The organism is Achromobacter sp. JCM 18799 (assembly GCF_055395645.1).
On record NZ_AP043866.1, the window covers coordinates 2493491 to 2514276 of the forward strand.

15 protein-coding genes are annotated in these 20786 nt (G+C 66.8%); 8 read left to right on the top strand and 7 right to left on the bottom strand.

What is annotated here, in order from left to right; genetic code table 11:
* Nucleotides 1–11 precede the first annotated feature (11 nt).
* Nucleotides 12–668 carry a GntR family transcriptional regulator gene (locus ACZ5YA_RS11845; protein ID WP_059371867.1) on the bottom strand — a complete coding sequence of 219 codons (657 nt, stop codon included), beginning with the start codon at nucleotides 666–668 and terminating at the stop codon, nucleotides 12–14.
* Between the two features lie 175 nt (nucleotides 669–843).
* Between ACZ5YA_RS11845 and ACZ5YA_RS11850 the strand changes: the two genes are divergently transcribed.
* The 3 genes from ACZ5YA_RS11850 (at nucleotide 844) to ACZ5YA_RS11860 (ending at nucleotide 7284) form a co-directional block, all read left to right on the top strand.
* Nucleotides 844–1818: a Bug family tripartite tricarboxylate transporter substrate binding protein gene (locus ACZ5YA_RS11850; protein ID WP_059371866.1), complete on the top strand. Its 975-nt coding sequence runs from the start codon at nucleotides 844–846 to the stop codon at nucleotides 1816–1818.
* Between the two features lie 25 nt (nucleotides 1819–1843).
* Entirely contained in the window at nucleotides 1844–3439 is a 1596-nt protein-coding gene (gene ggt, locus ACZ5YA_RS11855; protein ID WP_464092559.1) for a gamma-glutamyltransferase, read from the top strand.
* A gap of 437 nt (nucleotides 3440–3876) precedes the next feature.
* Nucleotides 3877–7284, top strand: coding sequence for an autotransporter family protein (locus tag ACZ5YA_RS11860; protein ID WP_464092560.1), 3408 nt, complete (start codon nucleotides 3877–3879; stop codon nucleotides 7282–7284).
* Here ACZ5YA_RS11860 and ACZ5YA_RS11865 read toward each other — a convergent pair.
* From ACZ5YA_RS11865 to ACZ5YA_RS11885, 5 genes are read right to left on the bottom strand one after another with little or no spacing between them, the layout of a single operon-like run.
* Nucleotides 7272–8762 (bottom strand): ArnT family glycosyltransferase, encoded by a 1491-nt coding sequence (locus tag ACZ5YA_RS11865; protein WP_464092561.1) that lies wholly within the window; start codon nucleotides 8760–8762, stop codon nucleotides 7272–7274. The genes ACZ5YA_RS11860 and ACZ5YA_RS11865 overlap by 13 nt on opposite strands.
* Nucleotides 8753–9778, bottom strand: a complete 1026-nt coding sequence (locus ACZ5YA_RS11870; RefSeq protein ID WP_464092562.1) for a glycosyltransferase family 2 protein — start codon at nucleotides 9776–9778, stop codon at nucleotides 8753–8755. The genes ACZ5YA_RS11865 and ACZ5YA_RS11870 overlap by 10 nt, the downstream gene beginning before the upstream one ends.
* 21 nt (nucleotides 9779–9799) lie before the next feature.
* Nucleotides 9800–12970 (bottom strand): CusA/CzcA family heavy metal efflux RND transporter, encoded by a 3171-nt coding sequence (locus ACZ5YA_RS11875; protein WP_464092563.1) that lies wholly within the window; start codon nucleotides 12968–12970, stop codon nucleotides 9800–9802.
* Between the two features lie 13 nt (nucleotides 12971–12983).
* Nucleotides 12984–14168 carry an efflux RND transporter periplasmic adaptor subunit gene (locus tag ACZ5YA_RS11880; RefSeq protein WP_464092564.1) on the bottom strand — a complete coding sequence of 395 codons (1185 nt, stop codon included), beginning with the start codon at nucleotides 14166–14168 and terminating at the stop codon, nucleotides 12984–12986.
* A 14-nt stretch (nucleotides 14169–14182) separates the two neighbouring features.
* Entirely contained in the window at nucleotides 14183–15445 is a 1263-nt protein-coding gene (locus ACZ5YA_RS11885) for a TolC family protein (RefSeq protein ID WP_464092565.1), read from the bottom strand.
* 227 nt (nucleotides 15446–15672) lie between these two features.
* On the opposite strand from ACZ5YA_RS11885, the gene ACZ5YA_RS11890 reads away from it, so the two are divergent.
* The 4 genes from ACZ5YA_RS11890 to ACZ5YA_RS11905 all read left to right on the top strand — a co-directional run bounded on the left by ACZ5YA_RS11890 (nucleotide 15673) and on the right by ACZ5YA_RS11905 (nucleotide 18643).
* Complete coding sequence (locus ACZ5YA_RS11890) at nucleotides 15673–16014, top strand: DUF4148 domain-containing protein (RefSeq protein ID WP_118933224.1); 342 nt, start codon at nucleotides 15673–15675, stop codon at nucleotides 16012–16014.
* A 153-nt stretch (nucleotides 16015–16167) separates the two neighbouring features.
* A complete protein-coding gene (locus ACZ5YA_RS11895; RefSeq protein WP_013395300.1) occupies nucleotides 16168–16857 on the top strand; it encodes a heavy metal response regulator transcription factor in 690 nt (229 codons plus the stop codon).
* A complete protein-coding gene (locus tag ACZ5YA_RS11900; RefSeq protein WP_059371857.1) occupies nucleotides 16857–18206 on the top strand; it encodes a heavy metal sensor histidine kinase in 1350 nt (449 codons plus the stop codon). The genes ACZ5YA_RS11895 and ACZ5YA_RS11900 overlap by 1 nt, the downstream gene beginning before the upstream one ends.
* Nucleotides 18207–18277: 71 nt before the next feature.
* Entirely contained in the window at nucleotides 18278–18643 is a 366-nt protein-coding gene (locus ACZ5YA_RS11905) for a DUF4148 domain-containing protein (RefSeq protein ID WP_118933225.1), read from the top strand.
* Between the two features lie 39 nt (nucleotides 18644–18682).
* Here the strand turns inward: ACZ5YA_RS11905 and ACZ5YA_RS11910 are convergent, their stop codons facing one another.
* Nucleotides 18683–19654, bottom strand: coding sequence for a Bug family tripartite tricarboxylate transporter substrate binding protein (locus tag ACZ5YA_RS11910; protein WP_464092566.1), 972 nt, complete (start codon nucleotides 19652–19654; stop codon nucleotides 18683–18685).
* A gap of 130 nt (nucleotides 19655–19784) precedes the next feature.
* Here ACZ5YA_RS11910 and ACZ5YA_RS11915 point away from each other — a divergent pair, with 130 nt between their 5' ends.
* Complete coding sequence (locus tag ACZ5YA_RS11915) at nucleotides 19785–20729, top strand: LysR family transcriptional regulator (RefSeq protein ID WP_059371854.1); 945 nt, start codon at nucleotides 19785–19787, stop codon at nucleotides 20727–20729.
* Nucleotides 20730–20786 lie beyond the last annotated feature (57 nt).

Genomic DNA, 20786 nt, shown 5'->3' on the forward strand with positions numbered 1-20786 from the left:
AGCCGCGCGTCCTAGGCCGCCTGTTCCAGAAACGCCTGCAGGGCCGGCACGGTATTCAGCACGTGCTGGCGCATGGCCGCTTCGCAGCGCGCCGGGTCGCGCGTCTGCAGCGCGGCGATCAGTTCCTGGTGCGATTCGCGCACGCGCAGGACGCGGCCGGGCTGGGCTACCCACAGGCGCATGTAGGGTTCGACGACGGAATGCAGCTCCGAGATCTGGCGCAGCAGGCGCGGCTGCTGGCAGAAGCTGCACAGGTACTCGTGGAATTCGCGATGCGCGGTGATCCAGTCCAGATGTTCGCCCGGCCCCTGCTCCAGCTGTTCCAGCAGCAGCGACAGGCGGCGGATGTGTTCGGCGCCCATGTGCTGCACCGCGTTGCGCATGGCCAGGCCTTCCAGTACGGAACGCATTTCGAACACTTCCAGCATTTCCTGCTGGTTCAAGCCGCGCACCACCGCGCCGCGGTTGGCGCGGATCTCGACCAACCCCTCGGAAGCCAGCCGGCGCAGCGCGCCGCGTACCGGCATGCGGCTGGTGCCGATTTCGGCCGCGACCACCTCGGGCACCAGGCGCTGGCCGGGCGCATAGCGGCCCAGGCGGATTTCGCGCTGCAGGTGCAGGTAGGCCTCGTCTTCGGCGCTGATGGCTGTCTTCTGGAATTGCAGCATTGGAGTCCCGGGGGCTAGGGCCGATGGATAGGCCCACGAAAGCCGCCATGATAGATAACCGCAAAAATAACACAAATTGGATCCAGTGATCCATGGATGCAAATACTAATAGCCCCGCACCGCCCGCTTGCGTCTAATCCCTGCACGCACTCCATAACGCGATCAAGGGGAATTCATGAAGTTTCGTTTCATCCGGGCGCTGGCAGGCGCCGCCGCCGTGGCCTTTGCCGCCCAAGCGGGCGCCCAGGCAACCGACTGGCCGCAGCATCCGGTGCGCATCGTCGTGCCGTTCCAGGCCGGTTCCGCCACCGATCTGATTTCGCGCCAGCTGGGCGCCGCGCTGTCGACGGAACTGGGCCAGCCCTTTGTCGTCGAGGCCCGTCCGGGCGCCGCCGCGGCCATCGGCAGCGCCTCGGTGGCACGCTCGGCCCCCGACGGCTACACGCTGCTGATGGGCGGCCCTGCCGCCATCGTCACCAACCGCTTTTTGCAAAAACGCCTGGCCTACGACCCCGACGCCTTCGCGCTGGTGTCGATGGTGGCGTACACCCCCAACATCCTCCTGGCCAACCCGTCGCAACCGTTCAAGACCCTGCCGGAAATGGTGGCCTACGCCCGCGCCAACCCGGGCAAGCTGACCTACGCCTCGTTCGGCACCGGCACGACCTCCCACATGGCGGGCGAAATGCTCAAGTCCGTGGCCGGCATCGACATCCTGCACGTGCCGTACAAGGGCGCGGGCGAAGCCATCCCCGCCCTGCTCAGCGGTCAGGTCTCGATGTACTTCGACACCATCATGACGGGCCTGCCCCAGGCCAAGAGCGGCGCGCTGCTGGCGCTGGGCATGTCCAATGCCAAGCGCTCGGCGCTGGCGCCCGAGATCCCCACGATTGCGGAACAGGGCTACGCCGGCTACGACATCGCGCCGTGGTACGGTCTGGTCGCCCCCGAAGGCACGCCCGCCCCGGTGCTCGACAAGCTCAACCGCGCCGTCAACAAAGTGCTTGCCGATCCGGCGCTGCGCAGTAAGCTCGCGGAAGCCGGCGCAGAGCCCCGCGGCGGCAGCCGCGAGGAATTCGCCGCCTTCATCAAGGCCGAGATCCCGCGCACCAAGCAGCTGATCGATCAGGCCGGCATCACGCCGCAGTAATTTTCACTACGAGTTTCCCGTTTCCATGTCCTTACCCTTCGATTGGTCTTTCCCCTACGCCTCCCGGAAGATGCCGGTCCTGGCCGCCAACGCGGTCGCCACCAGCCAGCCGCTGGCGGCCCAAGCCGGGCTGCGCATGCTGCTGGCCGGCGGCAACGCCGTGGACAGCGCCATCGCCACCGCCATCGCGCTGACGGTGGTGGAACCCGTCATGAACGGCATCGGCGGCGACATGTTCGCGCTGGTCTGGCATGACGGCCAGCTGCACGGCCTGAACTCCAGCGGCTGCGCGCCCGCCGCGTGGACGCCGGAGTACTTCGCCGGCCGCGACGCCATGCCCGGCACCGGCTGGGGCACGGTGACCGTGCCGGGCCAGGTCGCGGGCTGGAAGGCGCTGTCGGAACGGTTCGGCAAGCTGCCCTTCGCGCAGCTGTTCGAACCCGCCATCGCCTATGCCGAGGAAGGGTTCGCGGTATCGCCCACCATCGCCCGCCAATGGGCCACTCAGGCGCCCAAGCTGGCACAGGAGCCGGGCTTTGCCGCCGCCTTCCTGCCAGAGGGCCGTGCACCCCAGGCCGGCGAATGGTGGCGCTTTCCCGCGCAAGGCAAGACGCTGCGCGCCATCGCCGAAAGCGGCGGCGATAGCTTCTACCGTGGCGAGCTCGCCCGCAAGATCGCCGACTTCGCCCGTCAGACCGGCGGCGCGCTCAGCGCCGAGGATCTTGCCGAGCACCGCCCCGAATGGGTCACGCCGATCTCGCAATCGTTCCGCGGCTACGAACTGCACGAGATCCCGCCCAGCGGCCAGGGCATCTCGGCGCTGATGGCGCTGGGCATGCTGGAACAGTTCGACCTGGAAAGCATGGGCCGCGACAGCGCGGACTATTACCACGTCAGCATCGAAGCGATGAAGCTGGCGTTCGCGGACCTGCACCACCACGTCGCCGATCCGCGCCACATGCGCACCAGCGCCGCCGCCCTGCTGGACCGCAGCTACCTGGCCGAGCGCGCGCGCCAGATTTCCATGGACCGCGCCAGCGTGCCGGTCGCGGGCACGCCCGCCACCGGCGGCACCGTTTACCTGACGGCGGCCGACGCCAGCGGCACCATGGTGTCCTTCATCCAGTCCAACTACCACGGCTTCGGTTCCGGCGTGGTGGTGCCCGACACCGGCATCAGCCTGCACAACCGCGGCCTGAACTTCGTGTTGACGCCCGGCCACGCCAATCAGGTCGCGCCGCGCAAGAAGCCGATGCACACCATCATTCCGGCATTCGTCACGCGCGGCGGCCAGCCGCTGATGTCCTTCGGCGTGATGGGCGGATCGATGCAGGCCCAGGGCCATCTGCAGATGGTCACGCGCCTGGCGGCGTTCGGCCAGAACCCGCAGGCCATGAGCGACGCGCCGCGCTTCCGCGTGGAAAAAGGCCCGGTGGTCAACGTGGAATCGCACCTGCCGGCGGACATGGTCGACGCGCTGCGCGCGCGCGGCCACAATGTCGCGGTGGCGCCTGCCGACAGCCTGGAATTTGGTTCGGCGCAACTGATCTGCCGCCTGCCGCAAGGCGGCTACGTGGCCGCGTCGGATTCGCGCCGCGACGGCCAGGCCGTGGGCTTCTGACCCGCTCCGGCCAGGCGCCACGCCTGGCCGGGTTCGACGCTTCAAGCATCGCCGCCGCTTCGGGCGGCGATGCGCTTTTGGCCGCCAGGAACACGTCGGACGACGCCATGTTCAGGCCCGCTACGCGCGTTGCGGCAGCATCAACGCATACTGCCCTACGGCGGAACAAGCGCAGCCGCTGCTGCAAATCGCACCTGACGCACCAACGCGGCTTCTTCAGCCATGATCCAGCACTGTGCCGAAAACGCCAGCGTGATCGCCGAGGCTTGCACGCCCTAGGCCTTTCGAGAAAATTCTCATTCTTTTGCACTTCCCCACCAACCAAGATTGCGGGATCCACAGCAACGCGCCAGCCTCCTCGGCAAACGCCGGTACAACGCCAAGCCCGCGAAGGCGGCATGTATCGGACGCCTCGGCTGCAAGCACGCGAGATCCCCATGAAATTCCGCGTTACCCCCCTCGTGGCAAGCCTGCTCGCCGCTACGCTGCCCGCCCTCCCAGGAATCAGCCGGGCCGCGGAGCACAGCCAGATCAGACTGCATGATCCGGACGGCAAGGGCCATATCATTCTGGCGCCCGGCAGTCTCATCCCCCATACCGGCAACGATCCCGCCATCGATGTCTCCGGCGCGGGCAACATCGTCGAAGGCGACCAGGTCACGATCAGCGCCGAGCCGGCCTCACAATCCGCCAGTGTGCGGGCCAGCGCGGGCGGTCGCGTGACGCTCACAAACAGCACGGTCACGGCCAGGAACAACCCACAGGGGCAAGGCTCCCACGCACTGCATGCCCAGGGAACAGGCAGCATCATCGATGCCAGCGACAGCAACCTGTCCTTGAACGCCAGCTACTCTCATGGCGCCTACGCGCAGGATGGCGGCAAGATCGTGCTGAGGGTCGGGGCCGTTTCGACCGGGGGCGGCAACGCCTCTGCCCTGCATGCCAACGGGCCGGGCAGCACGATCGAGGCAGGCAGGCTGACAATCGCCACCAGCGGCGATCTCGCTTCCGGAGCCGTGGCAGGACTGGGCGGCGCCATCACGCTGACGAACGCCCAGATCAAGACCACGGGGGATACGGCCCACGGTGTGCAAACGAAGGAGCGCGACGGGCTTGTTTCGGTGCGCGATACCGACATCAGTGCCACAAACGGCGCGGCCGCCTATCTCGAAGGCGGCAGATTCGAGATGAATGGCGGCACGCTGAACTCGACCAAGCAGGCCGTTCGTCTGACGTCGACATACCAGGGACAGGCAGCGACCGCCAGCATCCGCAACGCCGCGCTGACCACCACGGGCGACTATCAGTATGCAATCGATCTCAGGGCCCCCGGCACCGCGATTGTTCTCGAAGACACGACTGTCTCGGCTACCGGTTCGGAGGGCCGCGGGATACAGCTCGTCGGCACAGGCACGGTCTTTTCCGCAAGTCGCTTTGCCATCGCCGCCAGTCACGTCGGCATTGACAGCCGGGCTGGCAAAGTCACGCTGAACCAAGGAATGGTCGCCACCCGGATAGCCCACGGCCATGCCTTGTATGTCTCGCGCGAACTCGGCGACTCCGCCACCCTGGAGGCCAACGCAGTCCGGATCGAAACATCAGGCGCCGGGGCCATAGGCGCGCTGGCCCGACGGGCCGGCGCGCAAATCCATTTGCAAGATTCCTCGGTGATCACCCATCGCGCAGGCGCCCAGGGCTTGGCCGCCATGGAAGGCGGCGGCAGGCTGTCCGCGCGGAACTCCACGATAACCACCACGGGCGCCAGCGCCGACGGACTGCTTCTGCGCAACGGAGGCGATGCCCTGCTGGACAACACGCAGTTCGACATCACGGGACTCGGAGCATCTGGTATGCGGAGCACGGGCTCCGATCCCGGCATGAGCAACAGCGTGATTCTGAAGAACGGCTCACGCATCACCACACGGGACGGCGCCGCCCTGCGGATAGCCGGCGGCAATCATGTGTTGACGCTGGAGAACGCCACGGTCACTGCAAGCGCGGGCGGCCAGGAAAACACGGGAATCCTGCTGCATTCAAGTGCGCTCCCCGTCATCGACCTGGGTGGAGGGAGCCCGACTATGGTGGAAGCCCGACAGATTCGGCTCTCCGCGGCCCGCTCGGTGCTGACGGGCGACATCATGATCAATAGCGGCGCCGCAGACGTCTCCCTGCGAGACGGGTCCGTCCTGACCGGCGCGGTCATCCAGCGCGACAAAGGCCGCGTCAACAGCCTGACGCTGGACAAATCCAGCGCCTGGCATGTGCGCAACGACTCCATGCTGCGCGAACTGAACAACGACGGGACAGTGCTGTTCGCAACGCCAGCGCAGAGCGGAGAATTCAAGACCCTGACGGTCAACAACTACTCGGGCGGCGGAACGTTGGTGCTCAAGACCCGGCTGGGCGACGACGCCTCTCCGACCGATCGTCTCGTGATCGACGGGGGCGCCGCATCGGGCGGCACGGCGCTGCGTATCCTCAACGCGGGCGGCGCGGGCGGCCAGACGCAACGGGGCATACGCGTCGTGGCGACCATCAATGGCGCCGTCACGACCCAGGACGCCTTCCGCCTGGATGCCGGCTCCAGCGGCTATCGCGCCAGCTCGGCCACCCTTGCGCTGAACGGCTATGACTACAGCCTGGTCCGTGGCGGTAACGGCGGCGCGGCCTCCGACTGGTACTTGAAGTCGGACGGCGGGCCCCAGCCGCCCGTGATTCCGCCTGTGATTCCGCCCGTGGTCCCACCAGTGATTCCGCCCGTGGTCCCGCCTGATCCTCCTCCCAAGCCGCCGGTCACGCCGCCCGAGGTCGTGTTGCCGCCTCCCCCGCCCGAGGTCGTATTGCCGCCTCCCCCGCCCGACGCCAGGAACGTGTCGCCGGAAAGCGGCGCCTATGCCGGAAATCTGCTCGCCAGCATGCGATTGTTCGTCCACAGCCTGCACGACCGGGCTTCCGACGAAGCCGGCGAACAGCAGGACATGGGGGAGCGCCGATTGTGGACCCGGATCAGCGGCCGCCACGACAGCGGCCTGCGCATGGCTGAAGGCCGAGTCGACATCAACACCGACGCCGCGGTCCTGCAACTTGGAGCAGACCTGCTGCGCATGCCGGCGGGCCAGGCCGCAGCCATGTACGCTGGGCTGATGGGCGGCTATGGCGACGCGCGCATCCGCTCCACCTCGTCGCTGAGACTGCCTGGCGCTCTCTCATCGATGCAGGTACGGGCCCGCGGCAAGGTTTCCGGCCATGCTGCCGGCGCATACCTCACCTACTACTCGAACGATGCCACACGCCTGGGAGCCTACGCCGACGTCTGGATGCAATATGGACGCTATTCCAACCAGATCAGCAGCGAACTCGGCACGGCACGGTATCGCTCGGACCTGTGGTCGGCCTCCCTGGAGTCGGGTTACGCGCTGATGCCCTTCCCTGCCGGCTCGCCGCTGCGCGGGCTGGTGGTGGAGCCGGCCGCGCAGCTGGTCTATGGCCGTTATCAGGCCCGCGACGCCACGCTGCAAGGCACTCTGATGCAAAACGACAAAGACAAGACCTGGAACAGCCGCGTGGGCGTGCGCCTGTATCCGCGCGCCGCGGCCGGCGCGGCAACAGCGGCGTTGCACCCGTTTCTCGAAGCAAACTGGCGGCGCGATGGCGGCAGAGCATCCGTGCGCATGGGAGACAGCACGCTGAATGCGGCATCCGCGCGCAATGCGTTCGAATTGAAGCTGGGTGCGGAGGGCCGGCTCGGCAATGCCTTGCGGCTGTCCGGGCACATCTTTGGCAAGCTCGGCAGCGGCGATCAGCGCGGCTACGGCGGCACGCTGAGGGCGGACTATCGCTGGTAGCCTCCTGCCCTGCCTGCCTCACCCTGCGCCGATCCAGCCTGGGGCTGAGCGGCGGAGCCGGCCATCAACAAGGTGTAGCGCCGGCTCGAATAGACGGACGCCAGCGCTACCCCCGTCTGCTCGCGCAGCCGCCGCACGTCCGCTTTCTCCACCGCCAGCAACACTCTGCCGCCGCACGGCGGCAGCAACGCGGTTACGCCGTCCAGAGACACCCGCCCAGCCGCGCCCCGCGAGTAAAAGCGCGCCGAGAACGGCAGGCTGTCGACGAAATAGAGCGTTTCGCCGGCAGTCATCAGTGCACCGGCCCGGGCAATCAGGGTTTTTTCCGTTTTCAGCCGTTCCGGATTGGCCAGCTGTAAGCCACAGAAGACGATCACCGCAATCGGCCCCAACGCCATGCAGGCCGTCGCAACGCGGGCTGGCGCCGCGGTGCGGGCGCGGCTCAGGCACGCGCCTATCGCCAAGGCCAGCGGCGGCAAGGCCGGCAGCGCGTAGGTCCACAAGATATTGCCCGACAGGGTGAAGAAGAGCGGCGTAGCCGCGCCCCAGGCCAACAGGTAGGTCCAGCGCGGCCGGCGCAGCCATCTCCCTGCCCGCCGCGCCGGCCCGCGCCAGCGGCGCGCAAGCAGCCAGACGCCGAACACGCCCCAGGGCAGCGATGCCACGATGCCGTCCAGCCAGATGGCGCCGTAGCGCCTGCTGTGCGCCGAGCCGTAGAGGTCTCCGCTCCAGCCCGGATCCACGAAGCGCAAGAAATGCTCGCCAACGATGAAGTACTGGATGAAGCCCGGCGTCTTGAGCTCCGCCGCCACGTACCAAGGCAGCACCAGCGCCGCCAACACCACGCTTCCCGCCGCCCATGGCAGGCGCCGCAGGCTGGTCCGGACGTTCCCGTGCCACAGCATCCAGGGCACGATGGCGCCCGCCACCAGCACTACGGCCAGTGGTCCTTTGGACAACAGGCCGATCGCCAGCCCCAAAAAGAAGCCGTAGCGCCATCGCCCCGCCGCTGGCCCGCGCGACAGGATGAATGACGCCATGCTCAGCGTGACGCCCAGGGCCAGGAACGGATCGGTCAGCACCGCCCCGGCCGCGACCAGGGGCAGGAACATGGAAGCATAGGCCAGCACGGCCCAGCGGGCCGCCTGCACCGAGTATAGGCGGCGGCCCAGCGCATAAAGAATGGCGAGCGTCGCCGCCGTGGCCAGCAGCGACGGGAATCTGATGCTGAATTCGCTCAGCCCCAGCAGCCGGATCGACAGCGCCTCGGCCCAGAATCCCAGCGGGGGCTTGCCCCAGAACGGCACGCCCGGCGCGAACCAGGGCGTGATCCAGTCGCCCGTTTCCGCCATCAGCCTGGCGATCTCCGCATAGCGCGGCTCGGACGTGTCGGCGAATGGCACCAGGACCATCGCCAAGAGGCGCACGCCCAGTATCGCCGCCAGGGCGGCGGCCATGGTCCGGGCGCTCAGTTGCACGCGACGCCCCCCCCATGGCCGCATGCCGCGCTATCCGCGGGTCCGCTGTGCTGCACGTCGCGCACCAGATAGACCGGCCGCTGCTTGCTTTCCATATAGGTCTTGCCCACGTATTCACCCAACAGGCCGATGGTGATGAGCTGCACGCCGCCCATGAAGGTCATCATCGCCATCAGCGAGGGATAGCCTGCGACGTCATCGCCGAACATCAAGGTCTTGAAGATGATGGCGGCGCCGAACACTGCGCCGCCCAAGGCGGCGACCGCGCCGAGTCCCGTCGCCCAGCGCAGGGGCGCGGTGGAAAATGAGGTGATGCCTTCCATGGCCAGGCGGAACAGCGCCAGGTAGCTCCATTTGGTGGTGCCGGCGGCGCGGGGCTCGCGGTCGTAGTCGATGATGCGCGTCGGCATGCCCACCCAGGCGTACAGGCCCTTCATGTAGCGGCAACGTTCGGGCAGCTGCATCAGCGCCGTCACCGCGCGCCGGCTCATCAGCCGGAAGTCGCCGGTATCGGGCGGGATCGCGGCCTTGCTCAGCCGGCTCAACAAGCGGTAATAGGCGTAGGCGGAAAGCCGCTTCAGCACGCTTTCCCCCGCGCGGCTGCGGCGCCGCATGCTGACGACGTCGGCGCCCTCTTTCCAGGCGCGGACCATGGCGGGGATGGCCTCGGGCGGATCCTGCAGATCCGCGTCCAGCAGGATGACGGCGGCCCCGGACGCATGTTCGATCCCCGCCGTCATCGCGGCCTCCTTGCCGAAGTTCCGGCTCAGCCTGACCAGCTTGATGCCGCGTTCCTCACGCAGCAGCGTCTGCAGGTATTCGGCGCTGCCATCGCTGCTGCCGTCATCCACGAACACGATCTCGTAGGACAGCCCCAGCGTATTCAATACCCGCCGCAGGCGCTCGTGGCAGGCGGGCAGCACCTCCCTCTCGTTGAGGAACGGAATGATGACGGACAACTGTATCGGGCTGACCGCGCCCAACACAGCGATATCGATATCGGGTCTGGCATTCATCGGATCGGCTCCGTAGGGGACCTACTCCCGGGCCAAGGCCGGTTTCGACAGTTCAAGTTCGTCGGCGTCGTCGTTCCTGTGCGCCAGGCGGTAAAGGGCCGGCAGGACCAGCAGCGTGAGAATGGTGGAAGAAATGATGCCGCCGATCACCACGGTGGCCAGCGGGCGCTGGACCTCGGCGCCCGTGCCGGTGGCGATCGCCATCGGCACGAAGCCCAGCGAGGCCACCAGCGCCGTCATCAGCACCGGACGCAGCCGCGTCAGCGCCCCGATGCGCACGGCCTCGGCCACGGACTTGCCCTCTACGCGCAGGCCGCTGATGAACGACAGCATCACCAGGCCGTTCAGCACCGCCACCCCGCACAGCGCGATGAAGCCCACCGCCGCGGTGATGGACAGGGGGATGCCGCGCATCCACAAGGCGATCACGCCGCCCGTCAGCGCGAAGGGAATGCCGGTGAACACCAGCAGCCCGTCCTTGACGTTGCCGAACATCGCGAACAACAGCGCGAACACCAGCACCAGCGCCGCCGGCACCACGATCTGCAGGCGCTTGGCCGCGGACTGCAGTTGCTCGAAGGTGCCGCCCCAGGAGGTCCAGTAGCCCGCGGGCACCTGCACCTTTTGCCCGATGGCGGCAGTGGCCTCCGACACGAACGAGCCCAGGTCGCGGCCGCGCACGTTGGCGCTGACCACGATGCGGCGCTTGCCGTCCTCGCGCGAGATCTGGTTGGGGCCCGGCGCCAGGTCGAAGGTGGCGACCTCGCTCAGAGGGATGTAGGCGGCCTGCGCCTGCCCGTCCTGTTTGGGCAGGGCTATGGGCAGCTTCTTCAATGCGGACAGGTTCTCGCGCACGGCCTCGGGCAGGCGCACCACGATGTCGAAGCGCCGGTCGCCCTGGAAGAAGGTTCCCGCCTCGCGGCCGCCCACGGCGATGGCCAGGGTGTCCTGGACATCCGCCATGCTCAGCCCGTAGCGCGCGGCCCGGGCGCGGTCGATGTTGACGGTCAACATCGGCAGCCCAGTGGTCTGCTCGACCTTCACTTCCGAGGCGCCCGGTATCGTCTGCAAGACCTCGGCGATCTCCGCCGCCGTACGGTTCAGCACGTCGTTGTCATCGCCGAACACCTTGACCGCTACGTCGCTGCGCACGCCCGAGATCAGCTCATTGAAGCGTAGCTGGATGGGCTGGGAGAACTCGTAGTTGTTGCCGGGAACCTGGTCGGCTTCCTTCTGGATCGCCGCCAACAGCTCGGCGCGGGTCTTCCTGGGGCTGGGCCACTGGTCCGTCGGCTTGAGCATGATGTAGCCATCGGAAATGCTGGGCGGCATGGCATCGGACGCGATCTCGGCTGTGCCGGTGCGGGCGAACACGCGCTCGATCTCCGGGAACTTCTGCTTCAACCGGGTCTCCAGCTGCTTCTGCATCTCGACGGACTGCGTCAGGCTGGTGCCGGGGATCCGCAATGCCTGGATCGCCATGTCGCCTTCGTTCAGGTTGGGGATGAACTCGCTGCCCATGCGCGCCGCCAGCACCCCGCTCAACACTACGAAGAGGGTTGCTCCCGCCAGGATCAGCGGCGTACGGCGCAGCGCCACGTCGAGCAGGGGCTCGTAGCGGCGCTTGGCCCAGGCCATCAGGCGATTCTCCTTTTCGGAGACGTTGTTCCCCATGAACAGCGCCACGGCGGCGGGCACGAAGGTCACGGACAGGATCATCGCCCCCAGCAGCGCCAGCACCACGGTCAGCGCCATGGGATGGAACATGCGCCCCTCCACCCCGGTCAGGGCGAAGATCGGCAGGTACACGACCATGATGATCAACTGGCCGAACAGCAACGGCCTGCGGGCCTCGCGCGCGGCCGCGAACACCTCGTGGAAGCGTTCGCTGCGCGTGAGCGGCCTGCCATGGTGCGCCCGCGCGTGGCTCAGGCGCCGCACGCAGTTCTCCACGATGACCACTGCGCCGTCGACGATGATGCCGAAGTCCAGCGCGCCCAGGCTCATCAGATTGGCGCTGACCTTGTAGGTCACCATGCCGGTAAAGGTGAACAGCATGGACAGCGGGATGATCATCGCCGTGATCAACGCCGCGCGGATGTTGCCCAGGAACACGAACAGGATGACGATGACCAGCGCCGCGCCTTCCAGCAGGTTCTTCTTGACGGTGGCGATGGCCTTGTCGATCAGGGTGGTGCGGTCGTAGACCGTCACTGCCTGCACGCCGGCCGGCAACGACTTGTTGATGGCCTCCAGCTTGACGGACACCGCTTGGGACACCGAGCGGCTGTTCTCGCCCAACAGCATGAACACGGTGCCCAGCACCACTTCCTCGCCGTTGCTGGTGGCAGCCCCCGTGCGCAGCTCGCGTCCGATGGACACCTCGGCCACGTCGCGTATCCGGATCGCCTGGCCCTCCACGGATGCCAGCACCACGTCGCGGATGTCGTCCATGGAACGGACCTGCCCCGGCGCCCGGATCAGGTACTGCTCACCCTTGCGTTCGATGTAGCCCGCGCCGATGTTGGCGTTGTTCCTGTCCAGCGCGGCCATGATGTCGGTCAGCGCCAGTCCGTAGGAGGCCAGCTTCTCGGTGCTGGGCGCCACCTGGTATTCCTTGGCGTAGCCGCCGATGGCATTGATCTCCGTGACGCCTGGAATGTTGCGCAGCTGCGGCTTGATGATCCAGTCCTGGATCTCGCGCAGGTCCGTGGGGGTGTAGGGCGAGCCATCCGGCTTCCTCGCGTCGTCCTGCGCCTCCACCGTCCACAGGTAGATCTCGCCCAGGCCCGAGGATATCGGCCCCATCATGGGCGTCACGCCCTCGGGCAGGTTCTCCTTCGCTTCCTGCAGGCGCTGGTTCACCAGTTGGCGGGCGAAATAGATGTCGGTGCCGTCCTTGAAGATGACCGTCACCTGCGACAGGCCGTAGCGCGACACCGAACGCGTCTGCTGCAGCCCCGGCAGGCCGGCCATCACCGTCTCTATCGGATAGGTGACGCGCTGTTCGGTTTCCAGCGGCGAATACCCCGGCGCGCCGGCATTGATCTGGACCTGGACGTTGGTGATGTCCGGCACCGCATCGATGGCGAGCCGGGAATAGTTGTAGACGCCGATGGCGGCCATGCCCAGGGTGACGAACAGCACCAGCCAGCGCTGCTCGATGGCGAAACGGATCAAACGTTCAAACATGTTCCGCTCCGCCTCAGTGCGCGTGCTCGGCGCCGGCCTTGCCCAGCTCCGACTTGAGGACGAAGGTGTTCTCCGCCGCATAACGCGTGCCGGGGGCAAGCCCCGACAGCACCTCGACCCGGTCGTTCGAAGCCTTGCCCAGCTTCACCGGCTGCACCACAAAGCCGCCAGGCACCTCCACGAACACGGCAGGCTCGTTGTCGATGGTCTGGACCGCGTCGGATGCCACCGTCACCGCGGCGTCCGACATCCGCGTGACCACGTCGACGGAAACGAAAAGCCCTGGACGCCAGGCCATGTCCGGATTCTCCAACGTGACGCGCGCGGTGGCCGTACGCGTCTGCTGCCCCAGCAGCGAACCGATGTATGACACCGTGCCCTCGGCCTTGCCGGCGAAGGCGGCGGAGCTCACGCTGGCCGCTTCGCCTACGCGTACATCCTGCAAGTCCTTGGGCGCGATCACGAATTCGGCCCAGACGGTGCGCAGGTCCGACAAGGTGAAGATGCTGGCGTTGTCGGGCAAGGCTTCGCCCAGCGCGATGTGCTTCTCCACCACCACGCCGTCAAAGGGCGCGCGGATCTCCAGGCTGCCCAGGTCCTTGGAGCGCGGCTCGGCGCCCACGGTGCGCAGCTTCTGCTCCGCGTTCTGCACGGCGATTTCCGCCTCCTGCAGCGCGGTGCGCGCCGCCTGGTAGTCCTGTTCGGCGGACACCTTTTCCTGCCACAGGCGCAGTTCGCGCCTGTGGGTCTGGGCGGCCAGGTCGCGCCGCTTGGCCGCCGCCAGCCATTCGCTGCGCAGCTCGGACAGCGCGGAGCTGGACAGGACGGCGAGCAGCTCGCCCTTCTTGACCTGCTGGCCCAGGTCCGCCGATACGCTTTGCACCACGCCGGCCATGCGCGGCACCACGTGCGCGGTCCGGTCCGCATTGAACTTGATTTCGCCGGGGAACTGCACCGATGTCGCCAGCGCGGCAGGCGCGGCAACCTCGGACTTGATGCCGGCCACCGCGACCTGCTCGGGCGTGAGCGCGATTTTTTCCTGTTCCTGCGGCGCCTCTGCGCCTTGTTCCGTCTCGGCATGACCGTGGTCGGCCTCGCCCGCCGCCTGCGCCGGATACAGGGGCGCCAACAGCAGCGCCGCGCACAGGCCGGCCGCGGTCCACATCTTGGGGGGTTGCTTGTTCTTGTGCTTTGCCATTTCTTATGCTCGTTTCAACGTCCAAGAATGCGGTCGATATCCGCGGAAGCCTGGTACACGGATGCCAGCACCGTCAGGTAGGCAATGTTTCCGTCGGAGAGGGTGCGCTGCGCGTCCAGCACTTCCAGAAAGCCGAACTTCCCCGCCTCGAAGCCTTTGCGCGCAGCTTCGTAGGCCTGGGTGGCGCCAGGCAGGACCGCGCTGCGGTACTCGCGCGCGGAGCCCGCCGCCAGATCGAAACGGGTCACGGCCTGCAGCAGCTCTCCCATCAGGCCGGACTCCAGCTCGCGGTACTGGTCCTGTGCCTTGTAGGCCTGCATGGTGGCGGCGTAGACATTGCCCTGGTTGCGGTCGAAGATCGGCAGCGGAATGGACACCCCGAGCTGGGCCTTGTCGCGGCCCGCTTCGTTGTCGCGGGCCACGCCGGCGCTCAGCGTAATGTCGGGACAGCGCTTGCTCTTCTCGACCTCCAGCTGCGCCTGCCCCAGGTCGACGGCAAGCTTGCCGCCCTGCATCCTGGGCGATGCGGCCAGGCCTGCCCGCAGCTCGTCTATCGACGCCCGTTCCGGCAGTGCGTTCAGATCCGCGCCCACGCTGGCAAAGGCCGGCTCCGGTTCGCCCCAGAGCAGGCCGAGCTTGCGACGCGCGCCCAGCAGCGCAGCCTCGGCCGCGCGCGCCTCGATGCGCGCATTGGCCAGGGCGACCTGGGCCTTGCTGCCCTCCAGCGGCGGCGCCTTGCCGGCGGCCACGCGCCTCTCCGCCAGCCGCAAGGCGCCGCTGGCGATATCCACGGTGCCGCGCGTCACGCGCACGGACTCCTGCGCCACCGCCACATCGAAGTAGGCCGCTATGACCGCCGCCCGCAGGCCGGCCCGCGTGTCCGCCACGCCCTGGCGCGCCAGGTCCCTGGACAGCCCCGCCGCCTTGACCCGCGCGGCGCGCTTACCGCCGGTTTCCAGCGGGACGTTCAACATGGCGGTGGTGGTGCGCGTGGCCGATTGCGTGTCGTCCACACTCACATCGATGGAAGGGTTGGGCAGCGCGCCCGCCTGCGTGAGCAGGCCCTCGCTCGCCGCGGCCTCATTCTTCGCCGCGGAAAATCCGGGATTGCGCTCGAGCGCCGCGGCCAGGGCGCGCTCCAGCGTCAGCACGCCGCCGTTCTGGCTCTGCTGCGCCGGCGCAGGCATTCGGGCCGCGGCCGCGTCCTGGGCGGACGCAGAAGCAGACGCGGCAATCATCAGGGCCGCCAGGGTCAGCGGCAGGACGGATACATGCATGGTTCAACCAAGAAAAGGGCGAGCCGGCAATGTATCCAGGCGGGTTCGTCAATCGAGCGACAGAAAAATGACATTTCCGTAAGGTTCGCGGCCTTACGAAAACGTAATCAGGGCGTCGGCGAATTGACGGGCATGGGTCCGTAGAGTGTCACCGTCGCTACACAAACAGCGTGTATGCGCCTGACGCAACACCGCGACCGGCGCCGCGCTCAACCTGGGAGATATCCATGAAGATCAAAACCATTTCCGCTGTCCTCGCCCTGGGTTCCGCCCTTGCCCTTCCCTTTGCCGCCAGCGCATCCAGCACCTGGCACCAGACCAACACCGAGATCGGCTACGCCATCGCGCCGGATCACGCCGCCAGCGGCAAGACGCGGGACGAAGTAAAGACCGAACTGGCCGTGGCCAAGTCCGACCCTAAGCAGTGGTTCCTGACCAATCTGAACGCCGCCAAGCCGGGCTGGGCCAAGCAAGGCACCTCCCGCACCCGCGCCGATGCCATGGCGGAGCTGGAAGCCATGACGCCGGCCGAACGCGCCCGCCTGGACGAGATCTACACCCCGGGCTGAGCGCCGGGCCCGTGGCGCACGCGCTCCGCGTGCCCGCCAGCGCTGCGCAGGGCGGCTGGGCCGCCCTGTTTGCGTTTATTCCCGCAGAACGATTCCGCCTAGAATAGACGCAGCATCCGAGGACTTCCGCGCACTCTTTTTATTTCCGCTGACATGAAAGTACTCGTAATCGAAGACGAAAAAAAACTCGCCGAGTACTTGCGGCGAGCGCTGACCGAACACAACTACGTGGTCGATGTGGCCCTGGACGGCGTCACCGGACTGCATCTGGTGCGTGAAAGCCAGTACGACCTGGTCCTGCTGGACGTGATGCTGCCCGCCATGGACGGCTTTTCGGTGCTGGCCGAGATCCGCAAGACCAGCCGCGTCCCGGTCCTGATGCTGACCGCGCGCGATAAGCTCGAAGACCGGGTCAAGGGCCTGCGCGACGGCGCCGACGACTACCTGGCCAAGCCTTTCGCCCTGTCGGAACTGCTGGCTCGCGTGCTGGCGCTGGGCCGACGCAGCGGCCACGGCCAGACCGAGACCATTGCCCAGAACGTGCTGCGCATCGACGGGCTGGAACTGGACCTGCTGCGCCGGCGCGCCAGCCGCGATGGGGTGCGGCTGGACCTGACCGCCAAGGAATTCACCCTGCTGGCCCTGCTGATGCGCAAGCAGGGCGAAGTCCTGTCGCGACTGGAACTGGCCGAACAGGTGTGGGACATCAACTTCAACAGCAACACCAACGTGGTTGAAGTCGCGATCCGCCGCCTGCGCGGAAAGGTCGACGAACCCTTCGACAAGAAACTGCTGCACACCGTGCGCGGCATGGGCTACGTGCTCGAACCGCGGAGCGACTGATGCCCGGGCAGCGCCCCAAATCGCTGCATCGCTGGCTGTCGCGCTGGCTGGCGATCCAGACCTTCATTGCGCTCGGCCTGGTATGCGTGGCGGTCTATTACGCGACCAACCTCAACCTGGCCAGCCGCCAGGAAGCGCTGCTGCAGCAGAAGGTCGAAGTCGTACGGCACCTGGTCGAGGAAAACGCCGCCAGCCAGGACTCCACCCGCCTGCGCCACAAGCTCAGCGACTTCTTCTATGGCCGCCCCGACTTCTCGCTGGTGCTGGAGATCGACGGCGAAAAGGTCTATTACGGCAGCCCCATCGCCGGCGACAACGACTTCACGCATGAGCGGCGCATCGCCTTCACGCTGCCCTTCCCCGGCGGGCCCGGCGACGCCATGAACGCCGAGCTGGTGCTGGACATCTCCAGCGATATCCTCCTGCGCAAGGCGCTGGCCTGGACCCTGTTCGCCTGCGCCCTGGCCGGAGCCATCGTCGTGGCGGCGGTCGGAACCCTGCTGGTGCGCAGAGGGCTGGCGCCACTGGATGCGCTGGGCAAGCAGGCCGCGCAACTGTCTCCAGACCGCATCGGCGAACGGCTGGACGAAAGCGGCCAACCCTGCGAGATCCGGCCCCTGGTGCGCCAGTTCAACGCGGTGCTGCAGCGGCTGGAGCGCGCCTACGTGCAGATGGAGGGATTCAACGCCGACGTAGCCCACGAGATGCGCACGCCGCTGGCAACGCTGATCGGCGAGACCGAGCTGGCGCTGAGCACGCGCCCGTCGCCGCAGGCCTTGCGCGAAACATTGGGTTCCAACCTGGAAGAACTGCAGCGCCTCTCCAGCATCGTCAACGACATGCTGTTCCTGTCGCAGGCCGACCGCGGCGCGCAGGCGCGAGGCAGCTGGCAAGCCAGCCTGGCCGCCATCGTCCAGGAGGTGACGCAGTACCACGAGGCCGAGGCCCTGGACGCGGGGGTCGATATCGCGGTGGTAGGCGATGCGTCGGCGCAGGTCGATCGCACCCTGTTTCAGCGCGCCGTGTCGAACCTGGTCTCGAACGCCGTACGCTATGCCGCTCCGGACAGCGTGATCGAGGTCGAGATCAAGCCCGGCAGCGCTGGCGAAATCCTGATCTCGGTGCGCAACGCGGGCGAACCGATACCGGAAGAACATCTGCCGCGGCTTTTCTACCGCTTCTACCGCAGCGACAGCGCGCGCGAGTTCGATGCCAACCATCATGGGCTGGGATTGGCTATCGTCGCCGCGATCGCGCGCATGCACGGCGGCCGCAGCTACGCCAGGTCGGCCAACCGGACCACCACCATAGGCTTCAGCATCGCGGCGGCCGACATTACAGAAACCTAATCCGCCTGCCCGGATTCTGTCGGCGCCCCTTGCCTAGAATTTCTCCACGCCCCTCGAAGCATGGAGAAAATATGAACCGTCTGACCCTGTTGATCCTCGCCGTTTCCGTCGCCGTCGCGGCCCCGGCCGTCCAGGCCGAGCCGATGACCCGTGAACAGGTCAAGCTCGAGTTGGCGCAGGCAAAGAACGCCGGCCTCGTCACCTATGGCGACCTGGATTACCCGCCGTCCCCGCCCGCCGCCGCGTCCAAGACCCGCGCGCAAGTGCGCGCCGATCTGGCGCTGTGGAAGCGCTCGGGCATGGCAGATCTCTACCGCGGGTCGCAGAAACCCGATGTCTTCAGCCTCAAGTACCGCCAGCGCCACGCCGAATATGTGAGGATGCGCACGGGCGCGGAATACCTGCGGCAGCTGGAGATCGAGAACCGCAGGCAATAGGCCCTGCAAACGCGCGGCACAATGCCGCGCGCCCGGAGGTCACATCGGCTTGAGATCGACCTCTTTGGCGATCTTGCCGAAGGTTTCCAAATCGCTCTTTACGCGCGCCGTGGTGTCAGCCGGCGTCGACACGCGCGGGATCATCGCCAGGTCCAGCAGGCGTTGCTTCATTTCCGGCTTGGCGAACTCGCGCGCCAGGGCCTGCTGGATCTTGTCGACAATCTCGTCCGGCGTGCCCTTGGGCGCGGCCAGGCCGAACCAGGCGACCGCGGAGAACCCGGGCAAGCCGGCTTCTGGCGCGGTGGGCACATCGGGCAAGGCCGCCACGCGTTCCGGATTGGTGACGAACAAGGGCCGCACCTTGCCGGCCTTGATGAAGGGCGTTTGTACACCCGTGTTGTCCAGCACGGCATCGATATGGCCGCCCAGCAAATCGTTCATGGCCGGGCTGCTGCCCTTGTAGGGCACGATGTTGACCTGCATGCCGGCGGCACGCGCGAACATGAGCTGGGTCAGGTGCTGCTGGGTGCCCAGGCCGGCATTGCCGAAGGTGATCTTGTTCGGGTTCTTGCGGCCGTAGTCGATGAATTCCTTGAGGTTCTTGGCGGGGAATTCATTGTTCGTGACCACCACGAAAGGCAGGTCGACCAGCACCGTGATCTGCTTGAAGTCTTCCAGCGGCTTGTAGCGCAGCTTGTAGACGTAGGGATTGACGGCCATGGTGCCGCTGGCGGTCAGCGCCAGCGTGTAGCCGTCCGGCTCGGCGCGCGAGACGAACTCGGTACCCAGCACGCCGCCCGCGCCCGGCTTGGCCTCGACGATGGCGGGCTTGCCCAGCTCGGTCTGCAGGGCTTGCGCGGCGAAGCGCGCCAGCATGTCGGCCGACCCGCCCGTTGCGTAGGGCAGGACGATCGTGATCGGCTTGCTGGGATAGGCGTCCGCGGCCATCGCGGGCGCGGCGATCCCGGCCGCCAGACAGGCAGCGGCCAGAGTTTTCAGATGCTTGACCATCAATGATTTCCCCTCGTGGTGTATCGACTGCGCTTGCACCGGGGGAAGATTAAGCGGTCCCGCGTTATATGGCTAATCAACAATTAAAATAGATCTCTATCACCAATTTTGATAATCATCTGAGACTGCGATGCTGACCTCGATGGACTTGAACCTGCTACGCATCTTTGATGCGGTCATGACCGAACGCAACGTCACGCGTGCGGCCTCTGCGCTGCACATGACGCAGCCCGCAGTCAGCAATGCCATCAACCGGCTGCGCCTGACTTTGAAGGACCCGCTGTTCGTGAAGATACAGGGCGGCGTGCTGCCCACGCAGCGCGCCGAACTCCTGTGGCCCCCAATCCGCGACGCGCTGGCCCGCATCGCCGACACACTGGAACGCAACGATTTCGATCCGGCGCGCTCCGAGGCCGTGTTCCGCATGGCCATGTCCGACTACGTGGCGGACCAGGTCATCCGGCCGCTGTTCGTGGAGCAGCAGACGGTGGCGCCCAATGTCCGCATCCATCTGCATCCCTACTCGCTGGACAATGCCGGCGTGTTGCTGGAAAAAGGCGAAGTCGACATGGCGGCGGGCGTGTATTCGAACTTCGGCTCGTCCCTGCGCACCCTGCCGCTGGAAACGCTGACCTACGTCTGCGCCATGCGCAAAGGGCATCCGCTGCTGGCGCTGCCGCGCTTCACGCTGGACAGCTTCCTGCGCGCGCGGCACCTGATGGTCAGCCTGCTGGGCACGCCGACCCTGATCGACCATGAGCTCGCGCCCCACGGCTACAAGCGCAATGTGGTGCTCACCATCAACCAGTTCGCGCTGGCGCCGCGCTTGCTGGCCGAAACCGACCTGATCTGCGTGGTGCCCCTGAACACCGTGCGCAACAGTCCCTACAGCCATCTACTGGAAGCCGTCGAGGCGCCCTTTCCCTTCGCCCAGCGAACCGTCAACCTGATCTGGCACGAACGCTCGGACAACATTCCGGCGCATCGCTGGCTGCGCGAGGAAATCCTGAAGGTTTGCCAGGCGCAGGGGATGGTGTTCGACCAGGCGCAGCCGGCGGAGTCCCATCCGTACTGATAAATCATTCACGCCAGTGATAATCACTAATACCAATCTTTGATTGGACCGAATGAT